Origin of the sequence: Acetobacter sp. (assembly GCF_022483985.1) — a bacterium.
Taxonomy (GTDB): domain Bacteria; phylum Pseudomonadota; class Alphaproteobacteria; order Acetobacterales; family Acetobacteraceae; genus Acetobacter.
In genome coordinates this window covers 1,021,725-1,042,707 of sequence record NZ_JAKVME010000001.1, presented here as the reverse complement: position 1 = coordinate 1,042,707, position 20,983 = coordinate 1,021,725, and the positions used below count along the sequence as shown (strand labels likewise).

Sequence of the window (20,983 nt, the reverse complement as noted above, 5' to 3'; positions counted from 1 at the left end):
TGCACTCTGTTGCACTTCGGGATGAGTCGTACGATTTGACCGGCACGGCATGAGCGGTCGATCATGTCGCGACGTCAGAGAGTTTCCGGCCATCTTTCTCAAGGAACAGGCTTCCGAAATGAACAGGCTGAAGAGCGATGCGATGGATGGCTTCCAGTCACGTATCCTGCGGGCACAGGGCATCCTGCGCTGTGCAGGGCTTTTCTGTGCTGTGGCGGCTGCTCTGGTCGCGTCATCATCCGGAATTCTGGCGCAAGTTCTGGCGCAATCTCGGGAGGCCGGTCAGCCTCCAGTGGATCGGGCGCAGCAGGGTCAGGCGCTGGATCACGCCGGTCACATGAACACCGTGAACCGCGACGCCGTAACAGGCGACAATCCTGATCTGGACATCCCCGATTCTCCACCCCCGAAACCCGCTTCAGGCGAATCCTCACAGGAATCCGCGACGGCCACGATCGAGGAGCAGCCGCTTGGCAGCCTGATCGACCGGGACGTGCAGGCCGTCGCAGGCGGCAACCTTGGCCATATCGTTGACGTTTTGATTGACGGCGATGGAGAGATGCAGGCGGTGGTGATTGATATTGGCGGATTTCTGGGCGTCGGCAATCGCCGTGTGGCCGTGTCCTCGGACCTGATTCAGGTCAGTCACGCCGATCCGCAGGCCCCGGTCATCATGCAGGTTTCGGCGGCCGTCATCCGCTCGGCTCCAGAATATAAAAGAGGGGACAAAAATACATCCGTGCTGACAGGTCCGCGTCTGCTGGCAACAGGACAGCCCGTGGACACATCCAGCCCCTCATCGGCTGAAACGGTTTCAGTGAAAGCGCCTGTCGTGCCAGCTCCTTCTTCGCCCGCCTCTTCTTCCGGCGAGTGAGCGGATGGCAGAGGCGCGCCATGTCGCCCGTGGTGAGCGCCCCATCAGAATGCCTGTCAGCAGAGACAGGCTGACATCATGAAAAAGCTCAAACCCAACAGCACGATGGGGCTGGATGGAGTCAGCTTTTTTGTCGCCAATCTTCAGGCCGCCTTCGGTCCGTTTGTCTCCGTATATCTCACGGAAGAGCACTGGACGCAGGGTGAAATCGGCATCGCCCTGACAATCGGCTCCATTACGGCGATGGTCAGTCAGGTTCCCGCTGGCGCGCTGGTGGATGCCTTGCGGAACAAACGGCTGATTGCCGAGCTGTCGATTGTGGCGATCATCGCATCATGCCTCATCATGGCGATCATGCCGGAGCGTCTGCCGGTAGCGATCGCCGAGATCCTGCATGGTCTGGCAAGCTGCACGCTCAATCCTGCCATCAGCGCGCTGACTCTGGGCGTCGTCGCTCTGGCCATCGCCCGTGATCCGGACAAGGCCAAAGGCGCACTCGGTATCCGTTTTGGGCGTAACGCCAGTTTCGCCGCTGTGGGAAACGCCTTGTCAGCAGGGTTGATGGGCGCCGCCGGTTATTTCCTTTCAGCGAGAGCGACGTTCTTTCTGGGGGCGCTCATGGCTGCTCCCGGTCTGATAGCTCTTCGCATGATCGAGCCGGTGGGGACGCCGCTCGATCGCAGCGCCTCGGGGCTGGCGGAGGGGGAAAGCCCCAGACAGGCGAAAGTCCGATCTTACCTCACTCTTCTGAGAGAGCCGGGGCTGTTCGCCTTCGCGCTCTGCGTCGTGTTCTTTCATCTGGCCAACGCCGCCATGCTGCCGCTGGCGGCGGGGCAGATCACGAAAGACGCAGGTCATTCGGCAGAAATCATTATTGCGGCCTGTATTCTGGCGCCGCAGCTTCTGGGCGCGGCCCTGTCTCCGTGGATCGGACGCTGGGCGGAGACCATCGGGCGCAGGCCCGTGATGCTGCTGACATTCATGGCGCTTCCCTTGCGCGGCATCCTTCTGAGCTGCACGTCCAACCCCTGGCTTGTCGTGCCGTTTCAGATGCTGGACGGAATCAGTTCGGCATCGTTCGGGGTCATGCTGCCACTTGTGGCGGCCGATCTGACCCGTCGCACCGGCCATTTCAACCTCTGCATGGGATTGCTCGGGCTTGCCATGGGGCTGGGCGCCAGCTTCAGCACGACTCTCGCAGGGGCGGTGGCCGATCATTCACTCCGATATGCGTTTCTCCTGCTGTCGGCGGCGGGAGGCGTCTGTCTGCTGCTGATTGCTTTCCTCATGAAGGAAACGCGCAGACAGGACGTCGAACCGCAGAGCTGAGCTTCCGGTCTCAGCGTGAGATGAGCCGGTCCCACTCCTCCACCAGAATGGCGTCAAGCTCCTGCATGGTGGCCGTCACTCCGAGTTTCCTCAGGCTGGTGACACCAAACTCCCTGATCCCGCAGGGAACGATACCGTCGAATGCGGACAGGTCCGGATCGACGTTGATCGAAATTCCGTGCCAGCTCACCCAGCGGGTCACCCTGACGCCGAGAGCCGCTATCTTGGCTTCCGCGCCGGTTCGGGAATCGACGACCCAGACGCCTACACGCCCCTCGCGCCGTTCGCCCTGAACGCCGAGACGGGCAAGCGTAGTGATGATCCACTGTTCCAGAAATGAGACATAGGCCCGCAGATCACGCTCAGGCACGGCGCCGTGAGGGCGGGACAGGTCCATCATCAGATAGGCCACCCGCTGTCCCGGCCCGTGATAGGTCCACTGACCGCCGCGTCCGGCGGGGTAGGTAGGATAGCCTCGCGGATTGAATAGATCGGCTTCCTTTGCGGAGGTTCCCGCAGTGAACAGGGGAGGATGTTCAAGGAGCCAGATTCGCTCCTGCGCTCCGTCGGCGCGAATCTCCCGGACAGTGTCTTCCATGCGGGAAAGAGCGACAGGATAGGGGACGAAGTCGGTCGATCGCTCCCACACGATTCCGCCGTTATCCCGGAATATTTGCGGGACGATCCCGGACGGCATGGTCCTGTCGACAATTAAATCAGGGTCTTTGTCACGAATCGTACATTCAGACATTGCAGCATTCTCAGGCATCAGTTATACGCCCCTCCAACTTCAACCGGTATCACTCAAATGAGACTGGTTGTCACGGGCGGCCGTGGCGGAATGGTAGACGCGCAAGCTTGAGGTGCTTGTGGGGGAAACCCTGTGGAAGTTCGAGTCTTCTCGGCCGCACCAAAGTTACCCTGATCACAGGGTTTTACTTTTCAAAATAAAGACAGTTGATGCAAATCAAACCACCACGCAGAAAATGCGGGGGTGGTCTGTCTTTGTTTTTTATAAATAATTTCCTTTTGCCGCGTTTTTAACAGACTTCTGCACTAGAACAGACTGGTGAGACCGATTTAGAGTCTCCACCATCTGGGCGCGGGAGGTCTGCTCGTGTGCCCTGTTCCGAAGCATGGATAAAGGTACTACTTCGTGATCAAGCCTTTACGTAAAGCAGTTCTTCCGGTTGCCGGGCTTGGAACCCGTTTCCTTCCCGCCACCAAAGCCATGCCGAAAGAGATGCTGCCTGTCGTAGACAAGCCATTGATCCAGTATGCGATTGATGAAGCACGGGCAGCAGGCATCGAAGAGATTTGCCTCATCACGGGTCGCGGCAAAGACTCTCTGATCGATTATTTCGACGTCGCGTTCGAGCTGGAGCATACCCTGCGTGAGCGCAACAAGCTCGATGCCCTGAAGGCTCTGGAGCCCAGCAGCATTGAAGCCGGTTCTCTCATCGCCGTGCGCCAGCAGGAGCCGATGGGTCTTGGTCACGCCATCTGGTGCGCCCGCAGCTTCATTGGTGATGATCCGTTTGCCATCCTTCTTCCGGATGATGTCGTGCAGGGCAATGTCGCCTGCATGAAGCAGCTTGCCGATGCTTATTACGCCACAGGCGGCAGTGTGGTTGCAGTGGAAGAGGTTCCCCGTGAGCACACCAACCGTTACGGCATTCTGAAGCCCGGGAAGGATGACGGTAAACTGGTCGAGATCACCGGTCTGGTCGAGAAACCGAAGCCGGAAGATGCGCCGTCCAACCTGTCGATCATCGGTCGTTATGTCCTGACGCCGGACATCATGCCGTTCCTGTCTCTCCTTGAAAAAGGTGCGGGCGGGGAAGTGCAGTTGACGGACGCCATGGCCAAGACGATCGGCAAGACGCCGTTCCACGGCCTGCGTTACGAAGGCACCCGCTTCGACTGCGGCAACAAGATCGGCTTCCTCGAAGCCCAGATCGCCTTTGCTCTTGAGCGTCCTGAACTCGCATCCGATGTGAAGACGTTCCTGAAGAAATATACGGGAGCTGTCTGATATGAGTTTCAAGCACACTTTCGAGCAGACGAGCCTCCGCGAATATGACATTCGCGGAATCGTCGGCAAAACCCTGCATGTCGAAGACGCCTTCGCCATTGGTCGCACCTTCGCCAGCATCGTTCTGAAGAACGGCGGCAAGACTGTCGTGATCGGCTGTGACGGCCGTGTGTCCTCTCCGTCACTGGAAGAGGCTCTGGTCAACGGCGCTGTCGCTTCCGGCGCGGACGTGATCCGCGTGGGCCGTGGTCCGACCCCGATGCTGTATTTCGCTTCCGTCACGCTGAAAGCGGACGGCGCGATCATGGTCACGGGCAGCCACAACCCGGCCAACTACAACGGCTTCAAGATGATGCTGGCCAACAAGCCGTTCTTCGGTGAGCAGATCAAGCATCTCGGCCATCTGGCCCACACGGGCGATGTCGTCCCCGAGGCAAAAGGCACGGTCAAGACCGTCGATATCAAGAAGGACTATATCGATCGCCTTCTGAAAGATTATGACGGCGGCGACCGCAAGCTCAAGGTTGTCTGGGACAACGGCAACAGCGTCGCGGGTGATATCCTGCCAGCTCTGCTGGACAGGCTTCCCGGCCAGCACATCGTCCTGAATGGTGAAGTTGACGGCACGTTCCCGGCGCATCATCCCGACCCGACGGTTGCGAAGAACCTTGAGCAGATCATCGCCTCTGTCAAAGAGAACAAGGCTGATCTCGGCATTGCCTTTGACGGTGACGCGGATCGTGTCGGCGTTGTGGACAATGAGGGCGGCATCCTCTGGGGTGACCAGATTCTCGTCCTGCTGGCGCGCGACGTCCTGAAGAACCATCCCGGCGGCACGATCATCGCCGACGTGAAGGCGTCTCAGGTTCTGTTCGACGAAGTGAAGAAGGCCGGTGGCGAGCCGCTGATGTGGCGCACGGGTCATTCGCTCATCAAGTCGAAGATGGCCGAGACCAAGTCTCCGCTGGCAGGTGAAATGTCCGGTCACATCTTCTTTGCCGACAAGTGGTACGGCTTTGACGATGCGATTTACGCCGCCATCCGCGTGCTGGGCATCGTTGCCCGTATGGGTGAGCCGCTGTCGGCTTTCCGCAAGGCTCTGCCGCAGACCATCTCCACGCCGGAAATCCGCTTTGACTGCGACGATCTGCGCAAATTCAAGGTGATCGAGGAAGTGGCAGAGCGTCTCCGCAAGGATGGCGCGGACGTGTCCGAGATCGACGGCGTGCGCGTGAACACGCCGGACGGCTGGTGGCTGCTCCGTGCGTCCAACACACAGGCCGTTCTGGTCGCGCGTTGCGAAGGCAAGAGCGATGCCGGTCTGGACAACCTCAAGGCGGCGCTGACGCGCCAGCTTGAGCTGTCCGGTCTGGAGAAGCCTGACTTCTCGGGTGAAAACGCCGGTCACTGAGTGACTCGCAAGAAAGGAGCAGTCTGTGCCGACTGACGCATTCTGTTCCTTTCTTGAGCCGGGCCAGTGGGTCCGGCACCCCGATCACCCTGAATGGGGAGAAGGGCAGGTGCAGTCGGCCATTTCTCATAGGGTAACGGTCAATTTCCTGCATATGGGCAAAGTGGTTCTGGATGCCCGTGTCATAACACTTGCCGTTATCTGATCCGTTACAGCCTGTGTGCCATGCAGATACTGCTTCTCTGGAAGCAGTTTCGCTTTCCAGCCGTGATCCCCGGGTTTATACAGGACCGATGCAGTCCAGTTTAATTGATACTCAGGGCCGAAAAATCTCTTATCTCCGTGTTTCGGTGACAGACCGGTGCGACATGCGCTGCGTATACTGCATGTCGGAGAACATGGAGTTTCTGCCTCGTCCTGAGGTTCTGACCTATGCGGAACTCGAACGGCTCTGCGCGGTCTTCATCCGTCATGGCGTGCGACGGATCCGTCTGACGGGTGGTGAGCCGCTGGTCAGACGCGATATTGGCGATTTTCTTCTCACCCTTGGACGATGGATTCAACCCGACGCGACTAGACCGGCTGACGCGACTGGGCCGGGTCTGGATGAACTGACGCTGACGACCAATGGCAGCCAGTTGGGGCGTTATGCCGACCTTCTGGCGAGAGCCGGGGTAAGGAGGGTCAATGTCAGTCTGGATTCCCTGAAGCCGGACCGGTTTTCCGCGATTACCCGGCGCGGCGATCTGTATCGGACCCTTGAGGGTGTTCGTGCCGCGCGGAATGCGGGGCTGGCTGTCCGCATCAATACCGTTGCCATGAAGGGGATCAACGATGACGAGTTTGATGATCTGATCGTCTGGTGTGGCGAAGTCGGCGCCGATCTGTGTCTGATCGAGACGATGCCGATGGGAGAAACCGGAGAGGACCGGCGGGCCCAGTATCTTCCTCTCCACGCCGTGAGGCTCAGCCTACAGAAGCGCTGGACGTTTGAAGCCGCGAGCGGTGCGGGTGGCGCGGGGCCCGCACGCTATGTGCGTATCGGTGAGACCGGACAGAATCTCGGTTTCATCACGCCGCTCAGTCACAATTTCTGTGACAGTTGCAACCGTGTCCGTCTGTCCTGCTCGGGGCAACTCTATACGTGCCTCGGATCGGATGGGGCTGTCGATCTGCGCGCCATTCTGCGGAATGGCGGGAGCGATGCCGATATTCTCGAAGCTATTGACCTGAGTCTGTCCCGCAAGCCTTTGCGTCACGAATTTCTCATTCCTGACAACGATGCGAAAGTGCGGGGACCGACACGTCTGATGAGTGTTACAGGTGGATAAGTTAATCAGACTGTTGACGTTTGCCTAACACGAACGGACATTAGCGCCGGATGGCATTTTCACGGAATTGGTGATTTCTCAATATATTCCGTGCCTCATGCCACGATGCACAACATGAGGCAGGAAATGAGCGTCAGCAGTCGGATTGATCCCGTCATTCAGGACATCGTTGAGAAAGCTCTTGAAGAAATCGAGACATCACTGGGCGCCCGTATTCTCCTTGCAGTGGATGCCGGCCTGCGAGGGCAGGGTATGGAGTCTGTGGACAGCCCGTACCGCATCATGTTTGTCTATGTACATCGGCTGGACTGGTATCTGAAACTCTCACCCGGTCCTGCGACGGTCGAGCTGCCTGCCTCGGATGATTTTTCACTGACAGGCTGGGACATCCGGCATCTCGTCGAAAAATTGAAGCAGTCCAGCGCGACCGAGACGACATGGCTGAACAGCGGCGCGGTCTATCGTTCCGATGAGGATTTGACGAGACGTCTTGCGGTTCTGCAACGTCGCGTCTGGCAGCCGGCCTCCGCTCTTGCAGACGAAATCAAAATTGCGACCGGAGCGCAGGGCAAATGGTCGCTCGGCCACGACATGAGCACGGAAGAGTTCCTGACACCCATGTATGCGACTCTTTCGGGGAGAGCGATCGCGGAGGATAACGGGCCGCCCCCGCAGGACATAAGGGTGCTGTATGATGGGCTGAGCGCGGAAGTCACGGGCGAGATGGATTGCATGTTGTCTGAAAAGGCAAAAAACGTTGCAAATTCTGAATCTCCTCCAAGCTTTCGGTCCCAGATTTTTCTGAACGCCGAACTGGAGCGTTTGCAGACAGTCGAGCTGCCGACACATCCTGCTCCGGATGACAGTCTTTTTGACCGTTTTCTGGCTGATACGATCCGCCGGTTTGGCTGATACGGACCGGGAATATCGCTCTTGGATGTGATAGGACGATCCGAGGTAACCAGAGGGAAAGGCGAAAGCAGTGCAGTGTGACACGGATCAGGAAGCGGACGAGCTCCTTGCTGAAGCCCGGAAGATCGGGCTGACAATCCCGGAGGCCTGCATGCCTGGGGTTGCCGCCAATACCAGACTGCTGCGCTCTTATATCGACCTTGTGCTGGAACTCGATCTTCCTGACGACTGTCATCCGGCCTATGAGTACACACCATGAGCCAGACTGCCGTCGCCATTGCGAACACCGTGCGTTTCGGGCTGAGAACCGCCCGTGATGTCGTGGAGACGACGCTGGAGGCGCTCAGGACCCGTGACCAGACCTATCATTGCGCCACCCGTTTGCTGACAGAACGGGCGCTCCATATGGCCGACACGCTGGACGCCAGAATAGCTAACGGCGATCCGGTCGGCGTCCTTGCCGGTGTTCCCTTCGGTGTGAAAGATCTCTTCGATATGGAGGGGCTGGTCACGACCGCGGGTTCAAGCGTGCTGAACGGCAATCCTCCGGCCACACAGGATGCGGTCGTTGTGCAACGGCTTGTCGCTGCTGGCGCCATTCCTGTCGCCACATTGAACATGGATGAATTCGCCTACGGTTTCTCCACGGAGAATGCCCACTACGGCACCACCCGCAATCCAAGAAACACCGAGTGTCTTGCAGGTGGTTCATCCGGTGGTTCAGCCGCTGCGGTCGCGGCTGGCCTGCTGCCATTCTCTCTCGGCTCGGACACGAACGGCTCCATCCGTGTGCCCTCCTCATTATGCGGTATCTGGGGCCTGCGTCCTACTCAGGGTCTTCTGCCGCTGGACGGGACCTTTCCTTTTGTCCCCAGTCTCGACACGATCGGGCCTTTTGCCGGGACAGTGACGGATCTCCAGCGTGTTTTCGAGGCCATGAATGGTCATGCCCTTGAGGAACTCGAAGGTACGAACGGTCTGCGTGTCGCCCGGCTGGGAGGCTGGTTCCAGCAGGATGTCGATCCGGCCCTGCTCGACGGCATCGACCGTATACTGGCGTTTTTCGGTAGCCATAAAGAAATCGAACTGGCGGAAGTCGCACGCGCAAGAGCGTCTGCTTTCCTGATTTCAGCCGCCGAGGGGGGCAATCTGCATCTGCCCCGCCTGCGGAAATCTCCCATGGATTATGATCCTGCGACAAGAGACCGGCTGATCGCGGGCGCCATGCTGCCGTCGGCTGCCGTCATTCAGGCACACCGCTTCAGGAACTGGTTTCGCAAAGGGCTGCATGAACTCTTCGAGCAGGTTGATGTGCTGATTGCGCCAGCGACACCCGGCCCAGCTCCCCGTATTGATCAGGCGACCATCTCGGTTGGCGGCAAAACCGTTTCTGCCCGCGCCAACCTTGGAGTCTTCACACAACCCTGGAGTCTGGGAGGAATGCCCATTCTTGCCGCTCCTCTCCCTCCAGCCGCCTCAGCCGCGAAGGACGGGATGCCGCTGGGCGTACAGATCATCGCCGCTCCCGGAAAAGAGAATGTGCTTTTCGCTGTAGGCAAGGCGCTCGCTCATGCGGGTCTTGCGGGGTATCCCGTTCTGGGCACGACGCCATCAGAGGAAAACTGAGCCAGACAAAACGGTCGGTTATCGTCTGACAACGCCGAAATACTGTTCCAGAAGTTCGACATTACGCAGATTGGCCTTGAAGGCGATATCGACCAGATTTCCCAGAACCGGAACCAGATCGAACAGTGCTTCCAGCACGATGTTCACCAGCATTCTGGCCAGCAGACCGGCTGGCGCTTTCATACGCCAGCCTTCCAAGACGAAAAGCAGGGACAGGACAGTCATGATCACCGTGCCGCCCACCGGCAGCAGACCGATCAGAGCATCCGCTCCCATCCGGTATTTCGTTCCGGGTATGCGAAGGGCCGCATCCAGAAGCCATGCCAGCCGCCTCAGCCTCTGAAGACGCTGAAGCTCGTCTCCGGCAAGTGGGGGCAGGATGTCTCCGCTCAAAGCCGCTGCTGCATTCATATCAGAGATATGAGAATCGCCGGTCTCCCGCGCAAGGAGAGTAATGCAAAAATTTACTTTGCTTGCTAATGGAGGCCGCTTCGCTCCGGTTTGTCGCGACTGTCAGCCGCCGGATGACACTATTTTTCTGGGCCTTTTCGGGCCCGTTTCTGGAACCCGTCCGGTCATGCATATCCCGTCCGCCATAGTCGTTGCACGCGACAGCTTTCTTCTGGCGTTTCCCGCCCTGTTTTCGATCATCAATCCGTTCGGGGCGGCGATCATTTTTATTCAGGCAGCGGGTAACTGTCCGGCGAGCGAGCGCGCCCGTCTGGCCAAGATGGTCGCCTTTTATACAACGCTTCTGCTGATAGGGTCTGTCTGGATCGGCAGTCTGATGCTCAGTTTTTTCGGCATAACCCTCAACGCCCTGCGCGTGGCGGGTGGCCTTTTCGTCGCGCGTGGTGGCTGGATCATGCTGCAAAGTCCTGACGACAATGACCAGCAGAGACAGAGCCAGATTGTCAGTGAAGATGGCACGCCGATTTCAGCGCCCAACTCGCAGGACATCGCGTTCTTCCCTCTCACCATGCCGTTCACCGTTGGTCCCGGCACCATGTCCGTGGCCATTGCCCTGAGTTCCGGTGACAGCGGCAAGCATTCACTGGCCTACGAGGGAGGATTGTCCGCGGCGGCCGTCGCAGTGGCGCTGACCGTATGGCTTGCCTACGCCTATGCTGACCGGCTGACCAATATTCTGGGTGTTACCGGGACCCGGATCATGGGACGGCTGGCCGCCCTGATCCTGCTGGCGATCGGCGTGCAGATCGTGGCCGCCGGATTGATGGGGTTCGGGCATGACTTCCTGAATACCGTGAAAGACTGACACGTTTTCTGTCCTTTCGTCATGCAGACGGATGATATCAGGCAACCACCGTGCAGAGTTGTGTGACCAGAACCGGCGGTATGCATCACTGTCCGAGAATGCGGGCAACGTCCTGTCTGAGCGCGGGCAGGACATCTTCGCCAAACCAGGGATTGCGCTTCTCCCATGCTCCGGTCCGCCATGAGGGATGGGGCAGGGGAAAATAGCGGGGAAGATAATCCCTGAAATGGGCTACACGATCAGAAACACGGCCGGGTCCGAGCACGTAGTTCTGGGCGTAGCTGCCGACCAGCAGCGTCAACTGGATGTCGTGCAGTTCAGACAGAACCTGTTCGCGCCATAAGGGTGCGCATTCCGGTCTGGGCGGGCAGTCACCGCCCTTTGGCAGACGTCCCGGATAACAGAACCCCATCGGGACAAGCGCGACCTTTTCCGTGTCGTAAAAAGTGTCCCGATCCATATCGAGCCACTGCCTGAGCCTGTCACCGGACGCGTCATTGAAGGAAATGCCAGTCTCATGAACTTTCGTGCCGGGAGCCTGACTGGCGATCAGCACTCTTGCACGCGGCGAAACATGCAGAACCGGCCTTGGTCCAAGCGGCAACGCGTGCGCACAGACGGTGCAGGAGCGGATGCGGGTAACCAGTTCGTCCAGAGTGGCGTCTGACATCAGACTCTTCTGGCTGACAGTCGATCCCGGACAAAACGGGGAACAATCTGGGTCGCCGGGCCATACGCTGCTTCGTCGAACAGCGCGGCGTTGCCGCTCGGCACGAGGTTCAGTTCCACCGTATGGGCGTGGTCAGCCGCCTGACTTACGAAACCAGCAGCCGGATAGACGGTTGCGGATGTTCCGATGGCGACGAAGATGTCGCAGGCGTCGATGGCCTGCATGATCCGCTTCATGTGCAGCGGCATTTCCCCGAACCAGACCACATCAGGCCGCAGAGCTTTCTCTCCACATCCGGGGCACCGTGTTTCCCGGGTGCAGTCCCCCTCCCATTCCGGCGCGGCGCCGCACGCCAGACAGCGGAGACGCAGCAGTTCACCGTGCATGTGAATGACGTTTTCTGAACCTGCGCGTTCATGAAGATCGTCTATGTTCTGGGTGACCAGAAGAAAGGCATCGTCGCGGTTGCCTTCCAGTTCTTCCCGATAGGCTTTTTCAAGTTCGGCCAGAGCGGAGTGGGCTGTGTTGGGCGTGACGTTTTTCAGTTCAAGACGGCGGCGATTGTAGAAATCATCGACCATGGCCGGATTGCGCTCGAAACCTTCCGGCGTGCAGACATCCTCCAGCCGCACCTGTGACCAGATTCCGCCCTCATCACGGAAAGTGTCCAGCCCGGACTCACGACTGATTCCGGCTCCGGTCAGAATGACGATGCGTTCCAGTATCAGGGTTTCCTGTTGTCGAGTTTGTAGACGACCAGAAAAGCGCCGCTTCTGGATTGCCTGCGTCTGTAGACCTCATGATAGCGGCTCTTCAGAACGGCATAAAGCTGGGATCGTATGGCAAGATTTTCTTCCGACCAGGCTGGCTCTTCTGTCGTTACATAGAGCGGAGACGCCGCAAGAATACGCTCCATTTCCTCATGAGGGTCCATGCCGGTTGCGTTTCTTTCCGCGAACTCGTTGAAATGACCGGGAAAGGGATGGTTGGTCAGTCCACACCACGGCAGGACGTCATAGAGAATGACAGGTCCCTGATAGACAAACGTGCAGCCGATGGGCTGGGACATGACGGTCGTCAGTTGGGCCAGTGTCGCCCTGTTTCCATGCTGTTGTGTGTGTTTATGAATATCTTTCCGCCCCATAACAACGCCGCATGCCGTCAGCAGGACAAGGCAGACGCGTCCGCCGTTTGGAACATCCCAGAGCGGGGCGCACAGCAGCGTTAGCGGGGGAAGCAACGGTAGCGCATAATGCGTGTACCATCCTCCGAAGAGAATGACCCCGACACAGGCGGATACGGCCCACAGAATGAGGTAGCGAAAGGCCATGACTGTGGATTTTTCGGCGACTGCGGATTTTAATCCCCACCAGCAACCCGCTACGGCAGGGATGATGAGAGGCAGCGTGATCGACAACATCCTCAGTTTGTTGTCTCTCAGGGTCGCAGCAGTACGTGTTCCGCGCAGAAAGATTGAATCGGCATTGGCGAACAGCCAGTCCTGACCATGGCCGTCCGCATAGTAGAAACCGGCGACAGCAAGTGTGGGGACGAGCGCCAGCAGGCACCACAGGAAACCATCCCGCAGGATCGCATTGAGAGGGTTTCCTGCGCGCCAGTCGCTCCAGAGCAGGAAAATCCCAAGAAATACACCTTCAAAAACAGCCGAATATTTGATCTGAAGGGCCAGTCCGACAAGCAGCATGGCCTGACAGCCGGTTTTCCGCAGAATATTGTCGGGAGGATTCCGAAGAACCACCCGAAACAGGACCAGCGACATCGCTGCAATCATCAGGAAATTATAATAGACCGGGCTCTGGCCACCTTCGCCGCCGGCCAGATTGAGCCAGGCAATGTAGAGCAGCGCCGCGACGAACGCCCCGTTGCGGGAAGCGACCGTTCCAGCCATGCGCATCAGGACGAGAGCCGTTCCTCACACGGAGAGAAGCGCTCCGATCTGATAGGCCAGAAAGCGCCACGGCCCGAACAGGTGGAAAAAAGCGTAGAGCAGGAAAAGACCAAGCGGCTTACGATCCCATATCTGCACATAGGGCAGATCACCGTGAAGAAGGCGTCCTCCTGCGAACAGGTAAAACTGCTCGTCGATATGAATGAGAGGATTACCGAATGTCGCGACACGGGAGACTATTGCGAACAGCAGAAGCGATACGGGGAAAACGGCTCTGGTCTTGGCGTTGGGAAGCACTGTAACAGCCTGCTGAATCATATCTTCGCATCTGATGACAGCGATCGTTCAGAACGATACTCCCATATTCAGATCACGAAAAATTCTGAACGGCTGCATTCATAAACTGTATGTTCACCCAGACAATGCCGGGTAAAACACAAAATGTTTGGATATTTTTCAAAGTGTGACCCGTCTGGACACGCCAGCGGGAGATAGGGCCTGCCCCTGAAAAACAGGAGGCAGGCCCTTTGTGGGATCAGATAACGCTCAGAATGTGCGTCACAAGCGCGTCGGCGTTCTGTTCCGCCGTGGCGCCGTCTGCCCTGATATGCAGGTCGGCTTTCGTCGGCGCTTCATACGGCGCGCTGATGCCCGTGAAGTTCTCGATCTTTCCATCCCGTGCGGCCTTGTAGAGCCCCTTGGAATCACGCTGCTCACAGGTCGCGAGACTGGTGTCCACGAACACCTCGTCAAACGCCTCGCCGACGATTTTCCGCGCGAGGGCGCGGTCAGCCACCAGCGGCGAAATCAGCGCCACGATCACGACCTGACCGGCCTGTGTGAGAATGCTGGCGACCTCGGCGGCACGGCGGACATTCTCGTGACGATCAGCCTCGGTGAAGCCCAGATCGCTGCACAGTCCCATGCGGAGCGTGTCGCCATCCAGCACGAACGCATCCGTGCCACGGGCAAACAGTTTCTTCTCGGCCAGACGGGCGATGGTACTCTTGCCCGCGCCAGACAGTCCGGTCAGCCACATGACACGCGCCTTGTGACCCTTGCTGCGCGCACGCTGCGCGCTGTCAACTTCACCGGCTGAAGGATGGATCGCATGACCGTCCTTCAGATCGGCCGGACCAAGCAGCGGAGCACCACCAACGATGCGCTGGTTGCGGTCAACCAGAACACCGCGTCCATCGGATGTGCCGGGTGAGAACGGGTCGAACTGGATGGCTTCACCCGCTACCAGCGTAACGTGAGCAAAGCCCTCCGGTCCGACTTCCTCGGCCTGCTGTTCGGTCAGATCATCCAGACGCAGGACTGAGTCGATGGACGCAACCGTGACCTGATGCTCGGCTGTGGAGAGACGCAGACGGAAGCTCTCGCCAACACGCAGCGGCTCCTGACGCAACCAGAACAGATGCGCACGGATGCGGGCCGTTTTCTCGGGTGCCTGATGCGGCAGGAACAGCATGTCGCCACGGGCAGGGATCACATCCGGTTCAAGAACCAGCGCGATGGATTCACCGGCCACGGCTTCGTTGCTGTCAACTGCGTTCCAGCGGGCAACCTTCGCCACGCGGGCCTTGCTGCCCTGCGTGCCGATTTCAACCGTGTCACCCTCGCGAATGACGCCACGCTCGATGCGACCGGCGACGTAGCGCACGTCATCATAGCGGTAAACATCCTGCACCGGCATACGGAACGGCAGCGCGGCGCGGGTGTTGCCGCTAGGGACCGCCGCCAGAGCCTCGGTGAGGATCGGGCCTTTGTACCAAGGAGATTTCTCGGAACGGGAGGCGATATTGTCACCGTCGCGGGCGGAAGCCGGAACGAACAGGGATGGCTTCAGCTCAAGCTGGGCCAGAAGATCGGTCACGGACTGTTCGACGGCGCGGATTTTCTGCTCATCAAAGCCCAGCAGGTCAGCCTTGTTCAGCAGCACGATGATGTGACGGATACCGATCAGACGCAGCAGCATCGCGTGGCGACGGGTCTGCTCCTGAGCGCCTTCGTTGGCGTCCACCACCAGCACGGCGGCTTCAGCGTCGGCGGCGCCGGTGATCATGTTGCGTAGGAACTGGCGGTGGCCGGGCGCATCGACGATCACGAACTGGCGGTTGCCGAGACGGAACGGGATACGGGTGGAATCAACCGTTACGCCCTGATCGCGCTCGATCTGGAGGCTGTCGAGCAGGAAGCTCCACTCGACGGCCAGACCGCGCTTCTTGGAGGACTCGATGATCTGCTGGACCTTGCCGTCCTGCAGATTGTCGGTGTCATACAGCAGGCGACCGATCAGGGTGGATTTGCCGTGATCGACGTGACCTACGATGACGATGGGCGTTGCCGTGTCCAGCAGAGCCTCGCGGTCGGCAGCGTCAAGACGTGAAGCAGAGAGTGTGTCGCTCATGGTGTCTGTTCCCAGTTCTCAGAGATAACCGGCGACACGCAGCCGCTCGAATGCGTCTTCGGATTCATGGTCCATGGCGCGTCCAGCACGCTCGGACGTCTTCGTGGTCTCCAGTTCCGCAATGACCTCGGCCACGGTGGAGGCGTTGCTCTCGACCGGGAAGGTGATGTCGGAATCGCCGAGCGAGCGGTAACGCTTGCCGTTCTTGGCGAAATAGAGGTCCACCAGAGGGATGTTCTCGCGCTCGACATAGCGCCAGATGTCGATTTCACGCCATGCGAGCAGCGGATGCACACGGATATGCATGCCTTCCTCGTGCGGGGTGGCGTACTGGTCCCAGAATTCGGGCGGCTGGTTGCGGATATCCCACTTGTGGGACGCGCCACGCGGGCTGAATACGCGCTCCTTGGCGCGGGTGCCCTGTTCGTCACGACGAATACCAGCGATGACGCCCTGAAGCTTGTGATTCTCGATCATGCTGGCGAGACCAGCCGTCTTGCGGGCTGCCGAGCGGGCGGCGGGCGGCAGGGTCGGGTCCATTTCCTCGACCGGCGGGCAGTAGCCCAGCAGCAGGTCAAGATTCCATTTCTTGGTGTATTCGTCGCGGAAGGCATACATCTCGGGGAATTTCTTCTCCGTATCGACATGCATGACCGGGAACGGCACGCGGCCCATGAACGCCTTGCGGGCGAGCCAGACCATGACGTTGGAATCCTTGCCGAGCGACCACAGCATGGCGAGCGGCTTCAGCTTCCGATAAGCCTCGCGGAGGATGAAGACGCTCTGCGCTTCGAGTTGATCGAGATGATCCATGATGAGTGGAACCTTCTTATGCTGTCAGGTCGAATACTGTCAGGTGGGACGGTGGATGCCGCATTCGACTTTTGCCATACCAGCCCAGCGACCGGCACGGGGATCTTCATTTTCGCCGACCGGTTTCGTGCAGGGCGCACAGCCGATCGAGGGATAACCTCTGGAGGCGAGCGGATGACGGGGCAGGCCGCGCCGGGTCATCTCCGCGTCAATCTCCTCTCTCGTCCAGTCGGCCAGAGGGTTGATCTTGATACGCCCCTCGCCATCCTGCTCGATGATTTCCATCCGGTTACGGGTCGCGGCCTGCGAACGCTTGCGGCCTGTGATCAGAGCCGGATAGGGCAGGGACGCTGCATCAAGCGGTTCGACCTTGCGCATCTTGCAGCAGGCATCCGGATCGAACGCCCAGAGCTGGCCTTGCGGATCGCGGTCCTGAAGCGTGCGTTCTGTTGGTCTGACGTCGATCACATCCAGCAGGCCGAGGGTGCGGGCCAGTTCGTGACGATATTCGATCGTCTCCGGGAAATGCATGCCGGTCTCCAGAAACAGGACCGGAATGGCGGGATCGACTTCGGCCGCCAGAGCCAGCAGGAGTGCGGACTCAGCGCCGAACGACGACAGCACGGCGACCTGCCCCGGAAGCACCTCGCAGGCGGCTTTCAGGACAGTGTGCGCATCGTTTCCGGCTGCCCGGAGCGTCTCGATCTGCTGCTGGGTGACACTCATGTCGAACATCCCTGCTTGTTTAATACGACTGAACGCCGTGATTTGGAGGGCATGTAGAGGATCAGAGTCACAAATTCAAGATGTATAACGTAAATTCATAAGAGACTTGAGTATTAATTAAACTATATAAAATTGTACAATTAATGCTGCCGTTTGACAGCCGATCTGATAGTGAGTCTGGTGGCGGTACGGCTACGTTCACAAACAATGCCAGCACTCTCTGGAGGGACAACATGAAGCTTTATTACGCACCCGGCGCCTGCTCCCTTGCTTCCCATATTATCCTCAAAGAAGCGAATCTTCCCTACTCTCTGGAAAAGGTCGATCTGAAGAATAAAAAAACCGAAACAGGCGAGGACTATCTCACAATCAACGGGCGTGGCGCTGTTCCGGTGCTTGAGGTGGAGCCCGGTGTGTATCTGACGCAGAACGTGGCCATCCTTCCCTATATCGGCGACCATTCGACCATCCCCGCCTTCAAAGCGCCTGCCGGTTCGCTGGAACGCGCCCGTCTTTCTGAAGCTCTGGGCTTCTGCGAGGATATCCACTCCGCAATCGGCACCCTTTTTGCCCCGGATCTGGAGCCTGCCCTTCGTGAGCGGGCCACAGCCCAGTTTTATCGTCGACTGGGACAGTTTGAGGCGATGCTGACAGAGGGGCGCGAATACTGGCTTGAGGCCGGTTTTACACAGGCTGACGCTCTGGTGTTTGTCATTCTCAGTTGGGCCGCGCCACTGAAACTTGATATCTCACCCTATACCAAAGCCGTTGCGTTGCGCGACCGCGTTGCTTCCCGGCCTGCTGTGCAGGCTGCACTCAGGGAAGAAGGGCTGATCTGAAGGATTTGGTGTCTCTCTGCCCGGCCGCCCTGCCCAGCGGATCGGGCAGGGCGGCACCCTTACGGTCAGGTCTGATCCGGGTTGCCTCCCAGTGCGTCGCGCAGGGATGTCGTGAACTGTCCCGGCGCGAGCGGCTTCGGCTGTGTCGGGGCGGGCGCCCATGAACTCATCACCGCGAGATGAAGGGGCAGGGACAGAATGCCCTCTTCGTCCCTGCATTTTTCCGCCAGCCCTTCAAGCGCGACAGGAAAAAGCGCCGGGCCGGGGATGCGCCGGTCCCGCAGGGAGAGGGCGTTGGTCTCACCAGCCGCCCGCAGGTCCCGGAACAGCGCGAGCCCTGAGCGGTAACGGATATCCATCACCTCAGCATCGACGACAGGCAGCGCGAATCCTGCTCGCTGGAGAAGGGAAGCGCAGTCACGCAGTGTCGGAAAAGGTGAGACATGCGGCGAGACGCCGCCGCTCAGGGCCAGTTCCGCTTCCTCGAACCCGGCGCGCAGGGGAGCGAGCGTCGGCAGGACCGGCATGCTGGCCAGAAACAGTCCATCCGGTTTCAGGATTTTCCTGATCTGAAGCAGTGTGCCGGGAAGATCATTCACCCAGTGCAGCGAAAGGCTGGCGATCACCAGATCGAAGCTGCCTTCGGCAAAGGGAAGAAATTCTTCATCGGCACAGACGGTCAGGGAGCCGCTCCTGTCGCGGACGTGCCGGGCCATGCGGGGTGACAGGTCGCTGCTGACCACCTCGATGCCACGCATCTGTAGACTCGACGCCGTTGCACCCCGGCCACCGATATCGAGCGCCAGCGTGAAGGATCGGGTCAGGTCGTCCAACCGCTCGATCAGCCGGTCCGAGGCTTCTTCCAGAATGGCGGAAACCCCGTCAAGAGTGTCCGCAGCCCGATCCCGGTGCAGCCGGACAGTATGGCGGTCGAAGATGACATGGTGATGTTCCATGTTGGAAACATGTGCGCCGGTCTTCTCTCTGTGCCAAGAGGAAAGCACAGGATGAAACAGTGTGTTCTTCACCGCGAGGGCGCGGTCGGGGCCAGAAAAGGGATGTCAGCAACCTTGCGCCAGCAAGTCGGGTCATCATGACACGCCCCACAGGGCGGCTGGGCAGGGCGCTCCGGACCACGAGCCGCTTTGCGCTGGATCTCGTGCTGCCCCCCACCTGTTCATCCTGTGACGGGGAAGTCGATCAGCCGCATTCGCTCTGCCCGGCCTGCTTCGTCAGGATGCACCCGATCGGCGAACCTCGCTGCGACCAGTGCGGCGTCCCGCTTCCCGCCTCCACGCATCTCGGGCGCGACGCTCGCTGCGTCTCCTGTGAACTCCATCCTCCACCGTGGTCGAAAGCCCGGGCGGCCTATGTTTATGACGAGGGCTCACGCGATCTGATCCTGTCGCTGAAATACGCCGACCGCACACAGAATGCTCTCATTCTGGCGAGGCAGATGAACAGGGCGGGACGGGACATTCTGGAACGGGCGGACTGGCTGATCCCGGTTCCCGTTCACTGGCGCAGACTGCTGGAACGTAAATACAATCAGGCGGCGCTGCTGGCCCGGGTTGTGAGCAGGCTCTCGTCCGTCCCGGTGTTCGTGGATGCGCTTCAGCGGCCCCGCGCCACCAGCCGTCTGGCCAGCTTTTCCGCCGAGGAACGGGCGAAGGAAATGCAGGATGCGATCCGGGTCAGGTCGCGCGCGGCCGGAACAATCAGGGGAAAGCGTGTTGTGCTGGTGGATGACATCCTGACGACAGGCTCGACCGCATCCGCATGCACCCACGCGCTTCTGTCTGCGGGAGCGGAAAGGGTCTGTCTGCTGGCCGCCGCCCGGACTACACCCGATACGCGGGACGATATCAGCAGGCCGGAGCTGTGAGGATATCGGCGGACAGGGGTTAGTCCACTCGTGATATCATGGAGTGTCTTTCTGTATCGGCTTTCATATGACAGGAAGAAATGACACGCTATGATATGGCATCATCATCGCAGTACGCGGCACAGACCCGCGCCAGAGTAACGGAATACGCATGCCAAAGATCGAAATCTACACCCAGCCCGGTTGCCCTTACTGCATTCGGGCCGTAGCGCTTCTTGAACAGAAGAAAGTGCCCTTCACTGAAATCAATGCGCCGCATGGCACGCAGGAGCGTGTGGATGCGCGGGAGCGTTCCGGCGGCAAAACCACGGTTCCGCAGATTTTTGTGGATGGGAAGGGCATCGGCGGCTGCGATGATCTGTTTGCGCTCGAACGGAGTGGAAAGCTGGACGCCCTGTTGCAGACTGCCTGAAACAGACCATGATCCACTATCAGCTCCGCTGTGTCTCCGACCATGAATTCGAGGGATGGTTCAGCAACTCCTCCTCCTTCGAGGATCAGGCCGCGCGCGGACTTCTCTCCTGCCCGTATTGTGGAACGGCCGGGGTCGACAGGGCTCTTATGGCTCCTGCCGTTCGCTCATCCCGACAAAAGAAGGATGAGCGGCAGGAGACGCCTGTAACACCCGCGGAAGTCCCGGCTGCGACGGTTGTCGGGCAGGCCGGCATTCCGGATGCTCTCCTGTCCACGCTCCAGAAAATGCGGCAGGAAGTGGAAAGCAAATGCGAGAATGTCGGTGACAGGTTCGCCGAGGAAGCCCTTCGCATCCATCATGGTGAGGCGGAGGAACGCGGTATTTACGGTCGCATGACCCCTGACGACCATGAACGCCTTGAGGACGAGGGCGTTTCAGTTCAAAGGCTTCCCTGGGTTCAGCCTGCCGAGGGATGACGGTTCCACCCGATGGGCAGGTTGCCACCGGGTAACCGGAAGG

24 protein-coding genes and 1 tRNA gene are annotated in these 20,983 nt (G+C 59.3%); 15 read left to right on the top strand and 10 right to left on the bottom strand.

Features of this window, described 5'->3' with window-relative positions; translation table 11 throughout:
• Positions 1–118 precede the first annotated feature (118 nt).
• Both LKE90_RS04645 and LKE90_RS04640 read left to right on the top strand, forming a co-directional pair.
• On the top strand, positions 119–874 hold the full coding sequence (locus LKE90_RS04645) for a PRC-barrel domain-containing protein (RefSeq protein ID WP_291491717.1): 756 nt from the start codon (positions 119–121) through the stop codon (positions 872–874).
• A 78-nt stretch (positions 875–952) separates the two neighbouring features.
• Entirely contained in the window at positions 953–2,203 is a 1,251-nt protein-coding gene (locus LKE90_RS04640; RefSeq protein WP_291491715.1) for an MFS transporter, read from the top strand.
• Between the two features lie 10 nt (positions 2,204–2,213).
• Here the strand turns inward: LKE90_RS04640 and lipB are convergent, their stop codons facing one another.
• Positions 2,214–2,900 (bottom strand): lipoyl(octanoyl) transferase LipB, encoded by a 687-nt coding sequence (gene lipB / locus LKE90_RS04635; RefSeq protein WP_291491818.1) that lies wholly within the window; start codon positions 2,898–2,900, stop codon positions 2,214–2,216.
• A gap of 130 nt (positions 2,901–3,030) precedes the next feature.
• Between lipB and LKE90_RS04630 the strand changes: the two genes are divergently transcribed.
• From LKE90_RS04630 to LKE90_RS04595, 8 genes are all read left to right on the top strand, one after another.
• Positions 3,031–3,116: transfer RNA gene (locus tag LKE90_RS04630), tRNA-Leu, on the top strand.
• 243 nt (positions 3,117–3,359) lie between these two features.
• Positions 3,360–4,238, top strand: a complete 879-nt coding sequence (galU, locus tag LKE90_RS04625; RefSeq protein ID WP_291491714.1) for a UTP--glucose-1-phosphate uridylyltransferase GalU — start codon at positions 3,360–3,362, stop codon at positions 4,236–4,238.
• 1 nt (position 4,239) lies between these two features.
• Positions 4,240–5,649 (top strand): phosphoglucomutase/phosphomannomutase PgmG, encoded by a 1,410-nt coding sequence (gene pgmG, locus LKE90_RS04620; protein WP_291491713.1) that lies wholly within the window; start codon positions 4,240–4,242, stop codon positions 5,647–5,649.
• Between the two features lie 25 nt (positions 5,650–5,674).
• Positions 5,675–5,854: a DUF3553 domain-containing protein gene (locus LKE90_RS04615; RefSeq protein ID WP_291491712.1), complete on the top strand. Its 180-nt coding sequence runs from the start codon at positions 5,675–5,677 to the stop codon at positions 5,852–5,854.
• Between the two features lie 88 nt (positions 5,855–5,942).
• A complete protein-coding gene (gene moaA, locus LKE90_RS04610) occupies positions 5,943–6,980 on the top strand; it encodes a GTP 3',8-cyclase MoaA (RefSeq protein ID WP_291491711.1) in 1,038 nt (345 codons plus the stop codon).
• Between the two features lie 126 nt (positions 6,981–7,106).
• Positions 7,107–7,892 carry a DNA polymerase beta superfamily protein gene (locus LKE90_RS04605; protein ID WP_291491710.1) on the top strand — a complete coding sequence of 262 codons (786 nt, stop codon included), beginning with the start codon at positions 7,107–7,109 and terminating at the stop codon, positions 7,890–7,892.
• Between the two features lie 70 nt (positions 7,893–7,962).
• Positions 7,963–8,151 (top strand): DUF4089 domain-containing protein, encoded by a 189-nt coding sequence (locus tag LKE90_RS04600; protein WP_291491709.1) that lies wholly within the window; start codon positions 7,963–7,965, stop codon positions 8,149–8,151.
• Positions 8,148–9,518 carry an AtzE family amidohydrolase gene (locus LKE90_RS04595; RefSeq protein ID WP_291491708.1) on the top strand — a complete coding sequence of 457 codons (1,371 nt, stop codon included), beginning with the start codon at positions 8,148–8,150 and terminating at the stop codon, positions 9,516–9,518. The genes LKE90_RS04600 and LKE90_RS04595 overlap by 4 nt, the downstream gene beginning before the upstream one ends.
• Before the next feature lie 18 nt (positions 9,519–9,536).
• On the opposite strand, the gene LKE90_RS04590 is transcribed toward LKE90_RS04595, so the two are convergent.
• On the bottom strand, positions 9,537–9,929 hold the full coding sequence (locus LKE90_RS04590) for a DUF4112 domain-containing protein (protein ID WP_407066053.1): 393 nt from the start codon (positions 9,927–9,929) through the stop codon (positions 9,537–9,539).
• Positions 9,930–10,095: 166 nt separating this feature from the next.
• Between LKE90_RS04590 and LKE90_RS04585 the strand changes: the two genes are divergently transcribed.
• Positions 10,096–10,794 carry a MarC family protein gene (locus LKE90_RS04585; protein WP_291491706.1) on the top strand — a complete coding sequence of 233 codons (699 nt, stop codon included), beginning with the start codon at positions 10,096–10,098 and terminating at the stop codon, positions 10,792–10,794.
• An 85-nt stretch (positions 10,795–10,879) separates the two neighbouring features.
• On the opposite strand, the gene LKE90_RS04580 is transcribed toward LKE90_RS04585, so the two are convergent.
• The 7 genes from LKE90_RS04580 to LKE90_RS04550 form a co-directional block, all read right to left on the bottom strand.
• Positions 10,880–11,464 carry a uracil-DNA glycosylase family protein gene (locus tag LKE90_RS04580; protein WP_291491705.1) on the bottom strand — a complete coding sequence of 195 codons (585 nt, stop codon included), beginning with the start codon at positions 11,462–11,464 and terminating at the stop codon, positions 10,880–10,882.
• On the bottom strand, positions 11,464–12,186 hold the full coding sequence (locus LKE90_RS04575; protein WP_291491817.1) for an NAD-dependent deacylase: 723 nt from the start codon (positions 12,184–12,186) through the stop codon (positions 11,464–11,466). Before LKE90_RS04575 ends, LKE90_RS04580 begins: the two co-directional genes overlap by 1 nt.
• Before the next feature lie 2 nt (positions 12,187–12,188).
• On the bottom strand, positions 12,189–13,373 hold the full coding sequence (locus LKE90_RS04570) for a hypothetical protein (protein ID WP_291501390.1): 1,185 nt from the start codon (positions 13,371–13,373) through the stop codon (positions 12,189–12,191).
• A 24-nt stretch (positions 13,374–13,397) separates the two neighbouring features.
• A complete protein-coding gene (locus LKE90_RS04565; RefSeq protein WP_291491703.1) occupies positions 13,398–13,691 on the bottom strand; it encodes a hypothetical protein in 294 nt (97 codons plus the stop codon).
• A 217-nt stretch (positions 13,692–13,908) separates the two neighbouring features.
• The gene (gene cysC, locus LKE90_RS04560; protein WP_291491702.1) at positions 13,909–15,786 is read right to left on the bottom strand and encodes an adenylyl-sulfate kinase; all 1,878 of its coding nucleotides are present in this window, start codon (positions 15,784–15,786) and stop codon (positions 13,909–13,911) included.
• A gap of 18 nt (positions 15,787–15,804) precedes the next feature.
• Positions 15,805–16,599 carry a sulfate adenylyltransferase subunit CysD gene (gene cysD, locus LKE90_RS04555; RefSeq protein WP_291491701.1) on the bottom strand — a complete coding sequence of 265 codons (795 nt, stop codon included), beginning with the start codon at positions 16,597–16,599 and terminating at the stop codon, positions 15,805–15,807.
• Between the two features lie 39 nt (positions 16,600–16,638).
• The gene (locus tag LKE90_RS04550; protein WP_291491700.1) at positions 16,639–17,325 is read right to left on the bottom strand and encodes a phosphoadenylyl-sulfate reductase; all 687 of its coding nucleotides are present in this window, start codon (positions 17,323–17,325) and stop codon (positions 16,639–16,641) included.
• A 233-nt stretch (positions 17,326–17,558) separates the two neighbouring features.
• Between LKE90_RS04550 and LKE90_RS04545 the strand changes: the two genes are divergently transcribed.
• Entirely contained in the window at positions 17,559–18,164 is a 606-nt protein-coding gene (locus tag LKE90_RS04545) for a glutathione S-transferase family protein (protein ID WP_291491699.1), read from the top strand.
• 65 nt (positions 18,165–18,229) lie between these two features.
• Here the strand turns inward: LKE90_RS04545 and LKE90_RS04540 are convergent, their stop codons facing one another.
• Complete coding sequence (locus LKE90_RS04540) at positions 18,230–19,120, bottom strand: methyltransferase domain-containing protein (protein WP_291491698.1); 891 nt, start codon at positions 19,118–19,120, stop codon at positions 18,230–18,232.
• A gap of 137 nt (positions 19,121–19,257) precedes the next feature.
• On the opposite strand from LKE90_RS04540, the gene LKE90_RS04535 reads away from it, so the two are divergent.
• The 3 genes from LKE90_RS04535 (at position 19,258) to LKE90_RS04525 (ending at position 20,940) form a co-directional block, all read left to right on the top strand.
• Complete coding sequence (locus LKE90_RS04535) at positions 19,258–20,049, top strand: ComF family protein (RefSeq protein WP_291491697.1); 792 nt, start codon at positions 19,258–19,260, stop codon at positions 20,047–20,049.
• A gap of 151 nt (positions 20,050–20,200) precedes the next feature.
• Positions 20,201–20,461, top strand: a complete 261-nt coding sequence (gene grxC / locus LKE90_RS04530) for a glutaredoxin 3 (protein ID WP_291491696.1) — start codon at positions 20,201–20,203, stop codon at positions 20,459–20,461.
• Positions 20,462–20,469: 8 nt separating this feature from the next.
• Positions 20,470–20,940: a DUF1178 family protein gene (locus LKE90_RS04525; RefSeq protein ID WP_291491694.1), complete on the top strand. Its 471-nt coding sequence runs from the start codon at positions 20,470–20,472 to the stop codon at positions 20,938–20,940.
• Positions 20,941–20,983: the final 43 nt, after the last annotated feature.

Bases quoted from the DNA above. Each gene is read 5' to 3' on its own strand.
- LKE90_RS04550 (WP_291491700.1), bottom strand. From the start codon at position 17,325: ATGAGTGTCACCCAGCAGCAGATCGAGACGCTCCGGGCAGCCGGAAAC.
- LKE90_RS04540 (WP_291491698.1), bottom strand. From the start codon at position 19,120: ATGGAACATCACCATGTCATCTTCGACCGCCATACTGTCCGGCTGCAC.
- grxC (WP_291491696.1), top strand. From the start codon at position 20,201: ATGCCAAAGATCGAAATCTACACCCAGCCCGGTTGCCCTTACTGCATT.
- LKE90_RS04580 (WP_291491705.1), bottom strand. From the start codon at position 11,464: ATGTCAGACGCCACTCTGGACGAACTGGTTACCCGCATCCGCTCCTGC.
- LKE90_RS04640 (WP_291491715.1), top strand. From the start codon at position 953: ATGAAAAAGCTCAAACCCAACAGCACGATGGGGCTGGATGGAGTCAGC.
- cysC (WP_291491702.1), bottom strand. From the start codon at position 15,786: ATGAGCGACACACTCTCTGCTTCACGTCTTGACGCTGCCGACCGCGAG.
- pgmG (WP_291491713.1), top strand. From the start codon at position 4,240: ATGAGTTTCAAGCACACTTTCGAGCAGACGAGCCTCCGCGAATATGAC.
- LKE90_RS04605 (WP_291491710.1), top strand. From the start codon at position 7,107: ATGAGCGTCAGCAGTCGGATTGATCCCGTCATTCAGGACATCGTTGAG.
- LKE90_RS04545 (WP_291491699.1), top strand. From the start codon at position 17,559: ATGAAGCTTTATTACGCACCCGGCGCCTGCTCCCTTGCTTCCCATATT.
- LKE90_RS04570 (WP_291501390.1), bottom strand. From the start codon at position 13,373: ATGGCTGGAACGGTCGCTTCCCGCAACGGGGCGTTCGTCGCGGCGCTG.
- LKE90_RS04595 (WP_291491708.1), top strand. From the start codon at position 8,148: ATGAGCCAGACTGCCGTCGCCATTGCGAACACCGTGCGTTTCGGGCTG.
- LKE90_RS04645 (WP_291491717.1), top strand. From the start codon at position 119: ATGAACAGGCTGAAGAGCGATGCGATGGATGGCTTCCAGTCACGTATC.
- cysD (WP_291491701.1), bottom strand. From the start codon at position 16,599: ATGGATCATCTCGATCAACTCGAAGCGCAGAGCGTCTTCATCCTCCGC.
- LKE90_RS04590 (WP_407066053.1), bottom strand. From the start codon at position 9,929: ATGAATGCAGCAGCGGCTTTGAGCGGAGACATCCTGCCCCCACTTGCC.
- LKE90_RS04565 (WP_291491703.1), bottom strand. From the start codon at position 13,691: ATGATTCAGCAGGCTGTTACAGTGCTTCCCAACGCCAAGACCAGAGCC.
- LKE90_RS04535 (WP_291491697.1), top strand. From the start codon at position 19,258: ATGACACGCCCCACAGGGCGGCTGGGCAGGGCGCTCCGGACCACGAGC.
- lipB (WP_291491818.1), bottom strand. From the start codon at position 2,900: ATGCCGTCCGGGATCGTCCCGCAAATATTCCGGGATAACGGCGGAATC.
- LKE90_RS04525 (WP_291491694.1), top strand. From the start codon at position 20,470: ATGATCCACTATCAGCTCCGCTGTGTCTCCGACCATGAATTCGAGGGA.
- moaA (WP_291491711.1), top strand. From the start codon at position 5,943: ATGCAGTCCAGTTTAATTGATACTCAGGGCCGAAAAATCTCTTATCTC.
- LKE90_RS04585 (WP_291491706.1), top strand. From the start codon at position 10,096: ATGCATATCCCGTCCGCCATAGTCGTTGCACGCGACAGCTTTCTTCTG.